General features: G+C 62.3%; 9 protein-coding genes, 1 tRNA gene and 2 pseudogenes. 6 read left to right on the top strand and 6 right to left on the bottom strand.

Annotation, left to right across the window (positions count from 1 at the left end; all coding sequences use genetic code 11):
• The first annotated feature begins 282 nt into the window (after positions 1-282).
• Together EJ077_RS18935 and EJ077_RS18930 are read left to right on the top strand one after the other, a co-directional pair.
• A pseudogene (locus tag EJ077_RS18935) lies at positions 283-2,054 on the top strand (glucan ABC transporter ATP-binding protein/ permease).
• A gap of 99 nt (positions 2,055-2,153) precedes the next feature.
• A complete protein-coding gene (locus EJ077_RS18930; RefSeq protein WP_208695606.1) occupies positions 2,154-2,912 on the top strand; it encodes a heme ABC transporter permease in 759 nt (252 codons plus the stop codon).
• A gap of 336 nt (positions 2,913-3,248) precedes the next feature.
• Here EJ077_RS18930 and EJ077_RS18925 read toward each other — a convergent pair whose 3' ends face one another.
• Positions 3,249-4,307: a D-TA family PLP-dependent enzyme gene (locus tag EJ077_RS18925; RefSeq protein ID WP_208695605.1), complete on the bottom strand. Its 1,059-nt coding sequence runs from the start codon at positions 4,305-4,307 to the stop codon at positions 3,249-3,251.
• A 186-nt stretch (positions 4,308-4,493) separates the two neighbouring features.
• Here EJ077_RS18925 and EJ077_RS18920 point away from each other — a divergent pair, with 186 nt between their 5' ends.
• Entirely contained in the window at positions 4,494-5,180 is a 687-nt protein-coding gene (locus tag EJ077_RS18920; protein WP_127278655.1) for a D-lyxose/D-mannose family sugar isomerase, read from the top strand.
• 14 nt (positions 5,181-5,194) lie between these two features.
• On the opposite strand, the pseudogene EJ077_RS18915 reads toward EJ077_RS18920, so the two are convergent.
• The 3 genes and pseudogenes from EJ077_RS18915 to EJ077_RS18905 form a co-directional block, all read right to left on the bottom strand.
• Positions 5,195-6,879: pseudogene (locus EJ077_RS18915) on the bottom strand (hypothetical protein).
• Between the two features lie 148 nt (positions 6,880-7,027).
• Positions 7,028-7,657 (bottom strand): hypothetical protein, encoded by a 630-nt coding sequence (locus EJ077_RS18910; RefSeq protein WP_208695604.1) that lies wholly within the window; start codon positions 7,655-7,657, stop codon positions 7,028-7,030.
• Between the two features lie 268 nt (positions 7,658-7,925).
• Entirely contained in the window at positions 7,926-8,432 is a 507-nt protein-coding gene (locus EJ077_RS18905) for a hypothetical protein (protein WP_208695603.1), read from the bottom strand.
• Between the two features lie 410 nt (positions 8,433-8,842).
• Here EJ077_RS18905 and EJ077_RS31600 point away from each other — a divergent pair, with 410 nt between their 5' ends.
• On the top strand, positions 8,843-9,112 hold the full coding sequence (locus EJ077_RS31600) for a hypothetical protein (RefSeq protein WP_210212119.1): 270 nt from the start codon (positions 8,843-8,845) through the stop codon (positions 9,110-9,112).
• A gap of 285 nt (positions 9,113-9,397) precedes the next feature.
• On the opposite strand, the gene EJ077_RS18900 is transcribed toward EJ077_RS31600, so the two are convergent.
• A tRNA-Gln gene (locus EJ077_RS18900) sits at positions 9,398-9,471 on the bottom strand.
• Positions 9,472-9,632: 161 nt separating this feature from the next.
• The gene (locus EJ077_RS18895; protein WP_208695602.1) at positions 9,633-10,565 is read right to left on the bottom strand and encodes a lysylphosphatidylglycerol synthase domain-containing protein; all 933 of its coding nucleotides are present in this window, start codon (positions 10,563-10,565) and stop codon (positions 9,633-9,635) included.
• 411 nt (positions 10,566-10,976) lie between these two features.
• Here EJ077_RS18895 and EJ077_RS18890 point away from each other — a divergent pair, with 411 nt between their 5' ends.
• Together EJ077_RS18890 and EJ077_RS18885 are read left to right on the top strand one after the other, a co-directional pair.
• Entirely contained in the window at positions 10,977-12,335 is a 1,359-nt protein-coding gene (locus EJ077_RS18890; RefSeq protein ID WP_208703041.1) for a Ppx/GppA phosphatase family protein, read from the top strand.
• A 376-nt stretch (positions 12,336-12,711) separates the two neighbouring features.
• Complete coding sequence (locus EJ077_RS18885) at positions 12,712-13,509, top strand: RlmE family RNA methyltransferase (RefSeq protein ID WP_208695601.1); 798 nt, start codon at positions 12,712-12,714, stop codon at positions 13,507-13,509.
• The last annotated feature ends 7 nt before the right edge of the window (positions 13,510-13,516 follow it).

The raw sequence follows: 13,516 nt of genomic DNA, 5'->3' as shown, positions 1-13,516 counted from the left end.
TGGCCGCCTTGAAACCGGGCCTCTTCATCCTGCCGTGATTAAAAATGTGGCAGTGCTCGGCTACTGCCATGATTTTGCCGCAAGGCTGACATTTCACCTTTTATCTCAAACCGTTAGGTGATCACGTCAGATTTCGTATCGTCGTCATCTTTTGTTCGCTAAATGGGAACGGAAGGGATAGACGGGCATTGTTTTGCGACGCATCAACCGTTACGTGTCAGGAAATGGTGCAGTGCACAATATTGGTGTTGGGCACAATAGAGAGTTGGCGGAGTAGCTGAAGTGTCACTTCTGCAGATCTATTGGAGAGCGCTGGGATATCTGGCTGCCGACAAGAAGCGCGTCGCGCTGATCTGTGCGGCCAACGTCGCTCTGGCAGCCATCGCGATCCTCGAGCCGATCCTGTTCGGCCGGGTCATCGACGCGATTTCCACCAAGGGCTCGGTCTTCTCTACGCTTGCCGTGTGGGCCGGAATTGGCGCCTTCAACGTTCTCGCTTTCGTGCTGGTGGCCCGCGGCGCCGACCGGTTCGCGCACGCCCGGCGCAGCGAAGTGCTCTGCCAGTCCTTCGAGCGCGTCATCACCATGCCGCTCGCCTGGCATCATCAGCGCGGCACCTCGAACGCCCTCCACACGCTGCTGCGCGCCGTCGAGACGCTGTTCAGCCTTTGGCTCGAATTCATGCGCCAGCATTTGTCCACCGCTGTTGCACTCGTCCTGCTGGTTCCGACGGCACTCAGCATGGACGTGCGCATGTCGATGGTCCTGCTGGTCCTCGGCGTTCTCTATGTCGGCATTGGCCGCCTGGTGATGAAGCGCACGAAGGAAGGCCAGGCCGCCGTCGAGCGCCACTATCACAAGGTTTTCGCGCACGTGACGGACTCGGTGAGCAACGTCGCCGTGCTGCAGAGCTACAATCGTCTTGGCTACGAAGCCGACGCGCTGCGCAGCTATGTCAAGAACCTGCTCGACGCGCAGAATCCGGTGCTCGACTGGTGGGCGATCGCCAATGCGCTCAATCGCCTGTCGTCGACAATCTCGATGATGGTGGTGCTTCTGATTGGCGCCTATCTGGTCACCCACGGCCAGCTGCGCATCGGTGACGTCATCGCCTTCACCGGCTTCGCCACGCTGCTGATCTCGCGGCTCGACCAGATGTCGGCTTTCGCGAACCAGATTTCGGAGGCCCGCGCCAAGCTCGAGGATTTCTACAAGCTCGAGGACTCGGCCGCCGATACCGCCGAGCCGGATGGCCTGCGCGACCTTGCCAACGTTACCGGCCATGTCCGTTTCGAGGATGTCAGCTTCGAGTTCGCCAATTCGGGGCAGGGCGTCAGCGACGTATCCTTCGAGGTCCAGGCTGGCCAGACCGTCGCCATCGTCGGGCCGACGGGGCGGGCAAGACCACGCTCATCAACCTGCTGCAGCGTGTTTTCTCGCCGTCCAGCGGCCGTATCCTGATCGACGGCATCGATACCCGCACCGTGACCCGCAAGTCGCTGCGCCATTCGATCGCCACCGTGTTCCAGGATGCCGGGCTTCTCAACCGCTCGATCGAGGACAACATCCGGGTCGGCCGTGCCGACGCGACCAATGACGAGATCCATGCCGCCGCCACCGCGGCTGCGGCGCAGGATTTCATCCTGGCCAAGAGCAATGGCTACGACACGGTGGTCGGCGAACGTGGCGGCCAGCTGTCTGGCGGCGAGCGCCAGCGCATTGCCATTGCCCGTGCCGTGCTGAAGGATGCTCCGATCCTGGTGCTCGACGAGGCGACCAGCGCGCTCGACGTCGAGACCGAGGATCGCGTCAAGGAAGCGATCGACGAATTGCGCCGCGACCGCACCACTTTCATCATCGCCCACCGCCTTACCACCGTCCGCGACGCCGATCTGGTCGTGTTCATGGACAAGGGTAAGGTGGTCGAGATGGGTGGCTTTGCCGAACTGTCGCTACGCAACGGCCGTTTCGCCAGCCTGCTGCGCGCCGGCGGCCTGCTCAACGACGAGGAAGTCCGCCGTCTCAGCCGCTCGGTGCAGGGCGAGGCCGCTTGAGCACTTAATGGTTCTTCCTTCTCCCGAATGGGAGAAGGCAAGGCCTGCGACACCGCCGCTCGATTGCCCCAAACGCGCCGGCGGTCTATGTAAAGCCGCATGAGTGACACCACCTCACGCCTGAGCGGCTGGACCGATCTTGCCAATCCGACGCGGTTCGTCGGGCTGGCCGACAAGCTTGTGCCGTGGCTGGCGACGCTCGCCGCGCTCGTCCTCGCGGTTGGCCTTTACATGAGCTTCACCGCGCCCGAGGATTTCCAGCAAGGCATCACGGTGCGCATCATGTACATCCACGTGCCTTTCGCCTGGCTCGCCATGATGTGCTACACGCTGATGGCCGTCTCTGCCCTTGGCACGCTGGTCTGGCGGCATCCACTGGCCGATGTGGCACTGAAGTCAGCGGCCCCCATCGGCGCCGTCTTCACCGCGCTGGCGCTGATCACCGGTTCGATCTGGGGCAAGCCGATGTGGGGCACCTGGTGGGTCTGGGATGCCCGCCTGACTTCCGTCTTCGTGCTGTTCCTGATGTATCTCGGCATCATCGCACTGACCCGCGCGCTCGATGACGCCAGTCGCGCTGCCTGGGCCGCCGCCATCATCACGCTGGTCGGCTTCATCAACATTCCGATCATCAAGTTCTCGGTCGACTGGTGGAACACGTTGCACCAGCCGGCCTCGGTGTTCAGGCTCGGCGGCCCGACGATCGACCCCAGCCTGCTCTGGCCGCTGTTGGTGATGGCCGTCGGCTTCACCGTGCTGTTCTTCGCGCTGCATCTGATGGCCATGCGCACCGAGATCCGGCGCCGGCGGGTTATTGCCATGCGGCGGGTGGCGGCGCGGCAGGCGGAGCGGACTTAACCTTCTCCACAAGGGAAGCTACGCCATTTCAAGCAGCGGGTCTTCGGTGGCAGCTTGGCGAATTCGTTTTCCTATGCTGCGCTGGTCGACCCCCACTCCGTCGAGCTTCGCTCGACACCTCTCCCCCGATCGACGGCGTAGAGGAAAGGCGCCAAGCCTTTTTTGTCAACGCTCGTCGAGCAAGGCTCCCTTCCTTTCCCTCCGGAGGGGGGAAAGGTGGCGCTGCGAAGCAGCGACGGATTGGGGGAACCACGTGGCAATCAAGCATCGCGCCGATCAGTCACGCCAGTCGCACAAGATCTGTGTCTAGCTTGGCAGGTGGAAAGGGAAGGCCGCTCACCCCATCCGCCCCCTTGCCGCGACCGGCAGCGTTTCCAGCACTTTGTCGCCGTCGATGAGATGCACCTGGTCGAACAGGTTCGTCACCACGCAGCAATGGTCCGGCACCACGCGCACACGCTCGCCGATGCGCAGCTTGCCGTCGCCGGAAAGCGTGACCGTGCCGTGCTCCTCGCTCAGTCCCGTCACCAGCGCCCCCGGGATGCCCATCAACTCTCCGAAATCCTTTAGCCCCAGCGTATCGCTGGACAGGGCCTTGCTGCCGCTATCGAGGATGGCGCGCGTAGCTGTCGGATGGCTGACCACGGTCGCGAGCACCGTCAGCGCGCAATCGTTGAGGCCGCCGACGCCTTTGGCGACCTGGTAGCGGTCGAGATAGATATAGGTGCCGGGCCGGTATTCGGTGATGACGGAGGCATCGGCGGAACGCCACATATCGGGCGTGCCGCCGCTGGAGACGCGCTCGCAGGCGAGCCCTGAAGCGGCCAGCGCCCGTTTGGCGTCGGCAAGCCAGGTCTCGGCCTCCACTGCCCGGCCGGCGGCCGGATAGGTCATCAGCCCGCCAAAGACAAGGCCGCCCGCCTTGTCGATCACCCTCGTCAGCGCAACCGCTTCATTGGCTGTCTGCACGCCGCAACGGCCCATGCCGGTGTCGCATTCGACCAGTACCGACAGCGGATGCCCGGCATCTGTGAACGTCGCGGCGAGCCCTTCCAGCGTGTGTGCGCTGTCGGCCGTCACCGACAGCGTCACGCGGCCGTGCAGCGCCTTCAGCCGTTCGAGCTTGGCGCGGCCAAGGATGTTGTAGGGGAGAAAGATATCCGTCAGCCCGGCATCCGCCATCACCTCGGCCTCGCCGATCTTCTGGCAAGTGATGCCGACGGCCCCGGCAGCCACCTGCTTCTTCGCCCAGTAGGGCAGCTTGTGGGTCTTGATGTGCGGCCTGAGCTTCAATCCGTTCTTGTCGGCATGGGCCTGCGCGCGGGCGATGTTGGCTTCGGCGCGTGCGACGTCGATCAGGATCGACGGCGTATCGAGATCATGGATGGTCGGCATCGGTTGTCTCTGTGAAAATTCGCAGGGGTTATGAGCCGGAAAGCACGCGATGTCACGCCGCACACCAACCCGATCGGTGGGCCATGGGCGGGAACGCGCAGGGCTCGAACAGGCAGAATGGATCGACACCGCACCGGCGTTCGGCTATGCGATTTACCGGAAAAATCGACACGAAGGGTCATGATCATGAAACGCTCCGCCATCAACGACATCATCCGCGAAGCCGACGCCTTCATCCGCTCGTTCGGTTATATCATGCCGCCCTTCGCCTACTGGTCGCCGGAAGAGATGAAGGCGCGCCAGGTCGATTCCTCGGCCATCTTCACCTCACGGCTCGGCTGGGACATCACCGACTACGGCCAGGGCAAGTTCGACGATCTCGGTCTATTCCTGTTCACCGTTCGCAACGGCCGCTACGAGGACATGAAGAAGGGCATGGGCATGCTCTATGCCGAGAAGATTATGATCTCCCGCAAGGAGCAGATGTCGCCGATGCACCGCCACAACATCAAGGCCGAGGACATCATCAACCGCGGCGGCGGCAAGCTGGTGCTGGAACTGTTCATGCATGACCGCGACGGCGGCATCGACCCCAGGGCCGAGGTGTCGGTGCCTGTCGACGGAACCATCCACAGGCTGCCGGCGGGCGGGCTCTTGAAACTCGACCCGGGCCAGAGCGTGACGCTTTTGCCGGGCGTCTGGCACGCCTTCTGGGCCGAGGGCAAGGACGTGCTGATCGGCGAGGTATCAACCGTCAATGACGATCGCACTGACAACGTCTTCCGCGAGCCGATCGGCCGTTTCGCCGATATCGAGGAAGACACGCCGCCGCTGCACCTGCTGGTGGCCGACTATGACAAATGGCTGGGCTAGTTACGGCATCGCCCTTAACGGCAGCAGCTTGCACCAGATTGCACGCTCGTTCTGCACAGGCAGGACGAGCTGATCGGCACATCGGCCCTAGCTAGCGCCGTGGCAAGCCTTGCCTGCAGGGCCGGCAGTTCTTCGGTCTCGCCACGCCGGCGCAAACATTCCACCAGCCCGTGCAGCGCCCAGACATTGTCCGGATGCTGGGCACAGCGCTGCACCTTGCCGCTCAGGCCGAGATCGTCGCGATAGACCTGCTCGGCTTCCGCCGCATGCCCCTGGTCGAGAAGCAGCGCGGCCAGCGCATGGCGCGGCGGGTGCATCCACGCCCACGGCTCGGTGTAGGAGAGATTGTCGTCAAGCTCGACCGCTTGGCGCAAATGGCCATAGGTCTCCTCGTGCCGGCCCTGATGGTAGGCAAGCTCGCCGTCGAGCAAGGCGGCACCCACAGCGAGCGAGGCGCGGGTCGGGTTGCTGAGGAAACGCCGCTCGGGCGCAATGCCTTCGAGGTGCTGGTGAAACAGTTCGCGCTCGCGCTCGGCCTCGGCGAATTGCCTCAACTTCGCATGCGCGACGCCCCTGGCGTAGTGCTGCATAGCCGCCGTCAGCACATAGAGGTCGGGCTCGGCGACCATTGGTTCATCGATGATGTCCTGCCAGCGCCCGAAGCGCACCAGCACGTGCGATTTCATCGCATGATAGCCTTCCACGGTCTGGGTGAGTTTTGGCCGGTCCCGGATGGCAACCACGTCATGCGTCACCAGGCTGCGCACCTTGTCGGCGGCCCACAATGCCGGCTGGTACTGGCCTGACAACATGCAGGTGAACATCATCAGGTGCAGATCGTGACAGCAGCCGAGCAGATAATAGGTCGGCTCATCAGCATAGGCGAGATAGAGGTCGTTGGCCCGAACCGCCTTCTCGCTGGCAAGCTTGGCTTTTTCATATTCGCCACACAGCACATAAATATGCCCCGGCATGTGGTTCATGTGTCCGGCATCGGGGCACATCTCGCCGAGCAGATCGGCCGAGCGCATGCCGCGTTCCGGCATGGTGGACATTTCCAGGAGATGAATGTGCAGATGGACGATCGCCGGATGCTGCGCGATACCGGCCTCGTCCGCGAGCCGGATTGATCGCTCGCAAATCTCCAGCGCCTCGATCACACCCGAATTTGGCGCCGGGTCACCGGTCTTGAGGTTCCACAGACGCCGCACCGTGCGCATCATCAGCGCCTCGACGAACAGTGCCATCACGTCATGATCGTCGGGAAAGTTTTCATGGACCCGCCGCATCGCAGCGGCATAGGCGTCGTCCCACAGCTCAAATTCCTGGGACTCACCCGGTGCGGCTTCTGAAAGCGGCAGGCCAGCGCCTCGATCAGTTGCCTTTCGACGTCGCTGGCGGCATCCGCACCGGCACGTGCCAGCTGGACGTGCTCGAAACAACGCTTCGCCGCGCTGTCAGCCTCGGCCTCGCCATGCTCCTTCCAGGTCAAATTGTAGAAAGGCCCGGCGGCATAGGCGATGCCCCAATGAACCATGGCGCAGCCGGGATCGGTCTCCAGCGCCTTCTCGAAGCACTTGATGCCTTCCTCATGGTTGAAGCCGTAGCACCAGTTGCGCCCGATATCGAACCAGCGCTGGGCCTCAGCGGCACGGGTAGAGATGGGGCGGCGGTAGGCGCCGAGATTGAAGCGATCCATGTGGTCTCATTCAAGCTGGTCGGCCGCGAGCCAAGCCCCGGCCAGATTCTTCGCCATGAATGTGTGCCAAAATCTTTAGGCATGGCAAACGCGATGAGGGCCATCGTTGTTCTGGCGTTGATGCGATCTGACCGGCGCCCGGCGCTCATTAGTCGCTTTCGGGTGATGCGTCGCTTTGCCAGCCGGCAAGCTCCGGCAGGTCGTCAAGCCAACTTTTCTCGGTCATCACGGCATCGCCGGCCTGCGGTGCGGCCTCCGTGGCGTTTTGAATCAACCAGTCCGCCCACTTCCGATAGGCAACCGGGTCCAACTGGGGCGGCAGCACCTTGGCCTTGAGCAGCATCCTCTTGCGGAAACTGGTTTGCCTGCGCAGCTTTGTCGTCGTGAACTTGATTGCCTTGCCTTGGTATTCGACTGTCCAGCGGTCGCCCCCATGGCTGACAAGCCTGTCGATGGCGAAGCCGATATCGACCGGTCTGTCCCGCCAGGGAAGCTCGATGGCGTTCTTCCGCAGATCGATGGCCCATCGCCTGTAGTTGGCCCCGGCACGCTGGGGCGGCAGCACGCCGGCCTGTTCAAGCATCTTCCTGCGGAAGGTAGGCTGCTTCTTGAGCTGACCGGTCGTCAACTCGATGCGGTGCCCCCGAAATTCGACGTGCCACCGGACCCGCCCGTTGCCGACATACTTCACCAGCCTGTCGATGAAGAACTCGTCCTCGGAAAGCATCACGCAGCCCTGCTTGATGCTTTCGAGAATGTACTGGCTGTCAGTGGGCATGACGCGGCCTTGTGCCAAGAATCTTTCACGAAAGCTTAGCCAGTCGCACGCGCCAACGGCCACCTATTTTCGCTCCCGTTAGTTATGAATGAGCCTTCACCTGTCGGGTATACGTCGCATTATCTCTTCTGGAGAGGCCGGCGCTGAAAGCGATTAGCTCGCTGTGGCCCGATGGCAGTCACGAATGATTCCGCGTTGAAGATCGGGATCGATGTAGCCGCCGATTCGAAAAGACACGTTCTCGTCAATTTGTTCAAGTGTCAGTGTTTCACCCATTCCGCCAACGTGAGCAAAGGTGCTCAGCATCGAATAGCGTTTGCGCCTCCACGTCGTGCCCTACTGCCTCTAGACGCTTACGCACTTCGACCGGCCGCAAAGACTTCTCTGGATCGAGGAAGGTGGGCGCCTCATCCGGTTTTAACGAAATTAATCGACTGTATTGCAGCGCTTCGAATGCTGTTTTCAGACAACCCATCGAGTCGAGGATTAGTCCCATGCATGCGAGGCGGATTGCTGCGTAGATTGAATTCGAAAATCGACAAATAATAAATAGCTTCTCTACCAAAAAATCAGTTTCGCCGTCATTATGAATTTGTTGTAGTAATAGTCTTAATAAATTGCGACGGATGCAAGGCTGTTCGATGGTCTGCACACATTTCGGTGATAGCTTGTGCTCAATGAACAAATTCGCAGCGGCGTGGCGCAGGGCATGGAAGTTGTACTTCGCCCTCTTTATCGGCTGCCTTTCCGTGTCTTCCCTTCTGACGGTGAACATATTCCATACGCGGCGATTTCATCATTTGAGGCCGCGCCATGCCCGAAAAGACAATCGCCGACGCGCTTCGCAAGCGAGAGACGCTCAACGTCAACTGCGGGCATCCCATGTGCCAGCACACGCGTAAGATCGATCTGGAGGCGCTAGGCAAGCGCCTGGGCTCGACCGCGGCGCCATGCGAGCGGTGCAAATCCGCTGGCAGGGATCAAGGCCGGTGCCATTCACCTGCATTCCGGACTATGGCGGAGCCGACAGGAGGCGCAACGACCAAAGGGGGTGAACTTGGCCGCTGCCTGACGGTGGCGGGCTCTTTTTACTGGCACTATTCGCCGTCGTTGCGGACAAAATGTGGTTGACGTCACGTTAGCTAGGCGCAATCATTTCGGATTGTGCAGGGTGAGGGCGTTTCAATGAAACTTGTTGTCTTTGGCGTAGCAATGGTATTGGCAGCCACCGGAGCAGCTGTTGCGAAAGAGAAGAAAAAGGTGGCCACCGCTCAAGCTGCGACCTCGTGTTCTTCGGCGCATCTTAGGGCTGGCAACAAGACGACCGCGAAACGCGATTGCAAATCGACGGGCACTGTTATTGCGCGACCGTCAAATCGGGCCGCAAACTTCCTTGATCATTATAATCCGCGCTTAGGGTATGAAACCAGTCCGTGGTTTTCGAACTGGCTATAATTGACGGCGGCTTCGCTTCGGGGCCTTCTGTTTCGGATGTTTCCCTGTTCCGGCTTCATGTGGAAGGCACAGGCAAGGGCTCGGAAGCTTCGGCTTCCGGGGGAGGAACTTGCGGAGAACAAACCATTGATTCCGTGTTCCATTGGTGTTCCACGCAGTTAGTGGGTGCGTTTTGTAATGCGTGGAAAAACAAGATGTTAGGTGGAGCGTGTTGCAAAAGTCTATGCAACACGAACATGAAGCTATCGTTCCGGCTAAGTGATTGTTTGCGCTAGCTTAACCTAGTGGCTGGGGAACCTGGATTCGAACCAGGACTAACGGAGTCAGAGTCCGTGGGTCTACCGTTAACCTATTCCCCAGCAGGCGCGGTCATGGACCGCGCGGGCCGAACGGCTGAGCCGCTTGAGCGCTGCCTTGTAGCCGCCAGTGGAAAATAGTCAAGCCTGCTCCGCGGTTCAATCGTCAGCTTTTGTCATCGGTTCCAAACGCCGCCCCTCCAATGACGTGAGAACTCCGGGCCTCAGCTCTCCTTGCGGCTGAATTGCGAGCGTTCGAAGAACAGCACGATGCCCAGGCCCAGAAACAGCGGGATGATCAGATAAAACAGCCGGAACACCAGCAGGGCGGCCAGCACGCCGACTGGGTCCATGTCGGAAAGCCCGGCCAGGAACACCACCTCGAACACGCCGAGGCCGCCCGGCGCGTGCGAGATCTGGGCGACCGAGAAGGAGACGAGGAAGACGCCCAGCACGACGAAATAGCCGGGATTGTGCATCTCGGGCAGGGCGAAGAAGATGATCGCCGCGGCGGCGAGCAGTTCGATCGGGCCGATCAGCAACTGCCGGGCGACGATCGGCAGCGCCGGATAGTGCAATTGGAAGCTGCCGATCTTCAGCGGGCGCAGATGCAGCCAGCTGCCGAATATATAGGCCGCGACGAAGACCAGCATGGAGATGCCCGCCGCTTCCGACAGGCCGTGATGGGCGATGCCGGAAAAGCGGTCGATAATCTGCGGCTCGAACACCAGCACGAGGCCCGACGCGAGAATCGTCGACAGTACGAAGGTTATCCAGCAGACCGCCACCAGCACGCCGACCTCCTGGCCGGTCAGGCCCCTGGTGCCATAGGCCCGGTAGCGGATGACGGCGCCGGAAAACACCGAGCCGCCGATATTGTGCGACAGCGCATAGGTGGTGAAGGAGCACAGCGTCACGAACAGCCACGACACTCGCCTGCCGATATGCAGCAGCGCGATGTGGTCGTAGCCGGCGAGCGCGGCATAGGCGACGACCGAACTCAAGCCCGCCAGTGTCCAGCCGCGAGCCGGAATGGCCGCCAGCCCGTCCCAGACGTCGTCGAGCGAGATGCCACGCAATTCATGCCAGAGCAGCAGCAGCGAGAAGATCACCGCGCCGATGCCGACGACCGGCCAGAAATAGCGTTTCCAGTTCATTGCCCGACCGTCATGCGTTGCGTATCCGCTTCCTTTCTGTCGAGAGGCTGACCGCGCCCCGAATTCCCCATTCATTTCAGAAATGCCTCATTGAAGCCGGCTATTCAACCGCGAACACTTGTCGCGCCTGATGCCGGCAAGGCCTGCCTGCACCGGACGCGGCGCAAAACGCCTGCAAGCGGCGAGGGCAGCGGCTTCGACGGGCGTCTCCGCCGGCGTTGCGTTATCAAACCAGCCTTGCGGGTACATTACGGAGGCGCAGCGAAAGGCGGGGTTGCGGGCCCAGCCGGCAAAATTCGGCATGGGCTCTTGGTGATCGGGCGCGGCACTGTTAGTCTGGCGGCAACTTGAAACATGCCAAAGCGCCTGCTGCGTCCGTCACCGGTTCGCGCGGCGCCGGAAGGAACGACAGTGGAAGACCGCGACACCGGCGCAGGCGCGCCGGAGGTGGGCGCGTCCAGCGCTTCTCCGGGATCATCAGGCCCGGGGACAGCCGGTTGGCAGCAACGCCGCCCGACGGACCCTCGCTCCGCGAATGGGCAGGCGGGCGACGCGCCTCAGAAGGGCAAGCCCAAGAAACGGCGCAAGCGAAGGCGTGGGCGCAAGGTTTTTGCGCGCGACGATGCGCGCCCCGAGGACAATCGATCGCCGGTACAAGGCAAGGCCACTGCCGCGACAGTCGACCTGAAGCCGGTGACGGCTCAGACGATCTCGCCCGTCGTTCCAATGCCACGCCCCGAACAAGGCAACCGCAGGCCGCCGGTTCACGAGCTTCCGGTTTTCGCGGCGCTGGACCTCGGCACCAACAATTGCCGGCTCCTGGTCGCCGTTCCCACCCGTCACGGCCAGTTCCGTGTCATCGATGCCTTCTCGCGCATTGTCAGGCTGGGCGAGGGGCTCACCGCCAATGGCCGGCTCGGCCAGCCGGCGATGGACCGCGCGGTCGAGGCGCTGAAGGTCTGCGGTGACAAATTGCGCGGCCGCAAGATCAGGAAGGCAAGGCTGATCGCCACCGAAGCCTGCCGCACCGCCGAAAACGGCGTTGAGTTCCTCGATCGTGTCGAACGCGAAGCCGGCCTGAAGCTCGAGATCATCGATCGCCAGACCGAAGCCCGCCTTGCGGTTTCCGGCTGCGGCTCGCTGGTCGAGCGCGACACGCAAGGCGTCGTCCTGTTCGACATCGGCGGCGGCTCCTCCGAGATCGCCCTGATCGATCTCAGCGGCCGCCGCTCGCCGCGGCTGGCCAACCATATCGTCTCCTGGACATCGCTGCCGGTCGGCGTCGTGTCGTTGGCGGAACGCTTTGGCGGCCGCACCGTGACGCGCGAGATCTTCACCGCCATGGTCGACGATGTCGCCGGCAGGCTGGCCACTTTCGATGGCCGCGACCGGCTGAGCCATCTCACGGCGAGCCCGAATTTCCATCTGCTCGGCACTTCGGGCACGGTGACGACGCTGGCCGGCGTCCATCTCGATCTCGAGCGCTACGACCGCCGCCGGGTCGACGGCCTATGGATGGACCGCGACAGCGTCGACCGCATGGTGGAGAGACTGGTCGGCTGGGATTTCCAGCAGCGCTGCGCCAACCCCTGCATCGGCGCCGACCGCGCCGATCTCGTGCTGGCCGGCTGTGCTATCCTCGAAGCGATCCGAGCCGTCTGGCCCTCGGAGCGGCTGCGCGTCGCCGACCGGGGCCTGCGCGAGGGCATATTGAGCGAACTGATGGCCGATGACGGCGTCTGGCGCAATGACGGGCGGGGCAGGGCATGAACCCGAACCGAGGGACCGCGTCGGCGAACAGTCGACCGCCACTCCGTCTCGGCTTCGCCGAGCCACCTCTCCCCCGATCGACGGGGGAGAGGAAAGGCACCAATCTTTTTGCCGTCGACGCTAGTCCAGCAAAGCTCCCTTCCTTTCCCTCCGGAGGGGGAAAGGTGGCGCTGCGAAGCAGCGACGGATTGGGGGAACCACGTGGCAATCAAGCCCCGCGGCCGATCATTCACGCCAATCACAGAAGATGTCTGAATCTCCTAGCCTCCAGAGGGGGAGAGGTGGCGCTGCGAAGCAGCGACGGAGTGGGGAAGCCGTTCACGAAACGCGCAGCCGCCGGAACGCGGCCACAATTCGGCGAACGAGAAATCAAGCGATGACCAAGAAACCGGAAAAACCAGGTTCGGCGAGCATTCGCGTGCTGAAGACGCGGATCAAGAAGAAAAGCGGCCTGAAGGAATCGTCACGCCGCTGGCTGCAGCGCCACATCAACGATCCCTATGTCCAACGGTCGAAAGCTGACGGCTATCGTTCCCGCGCGGCCTACAAGCTGATCGAGATCGACGACAAGCACCATCTCTTGAAGCCCGGCATGAAGGTGATCGACCTGGGTGCCGCCCCCGGCGGCTGGTGCCAGGTCGCGGCCGCGCGCACGAAATCGACGGCCGAAAATCCGCATGTCGTCGGCATCGATTATCTGGAAATGGACGCCGTGCCCGGTGCGCCGGTGCTGCTGATGGATTTTCTCGATCCGCAGGCTCCGCAAAAGCTGGCCGAGGCGCTGGGCGGAGACCCGGATGTCGTGCTCTCCGACATGGCGGCGCCGACCACCGGCCACAGGAGAACCGACCACATCCGCACCATGCATCTGTGCGAGGTGGCCGCCGATTTCGCGGTGTCCGTGCTGAAGCCCGGCGGCCATTTCCTGGCCAAGACTTTTCAGGGCGGCGCCGAAAACGAACTTCTCTCGATGCTCAAGAAGAATTTCCGCTCCGTCCACCACGTCAAGCCACCGGCCTCGCGCGACGAGTCGGTGGAGCTTTATCTCTTGGCCAAGGATTTTAAGGGGCGAGAGGCTGGTCCGCCGTCAGGCGGATCGGAACGCCCAGTGGACGTTCCGAAGGGCTCGAGCGCCCGGAGCCATGGCGAAGGGCCGGGGGACGCAGACGGCTGAGTTGGCC

Origin of the sequence: Mesorhizobium sp. M8A.F.Ca.ET.057.01.1.1, from assembly GCF_003952565.1 — a bacterium.
In the GTDB taxonomy this organism is placed as follows: domain Bacteria; phylum Pseudomonadota; class Alphaproteobacteria; order Rhizobiales; family Rhizobiaceae; genus Mesorhizobium.
This window is presented reverse-complemented; position numbering and strand designations above follow the sequence as displayed.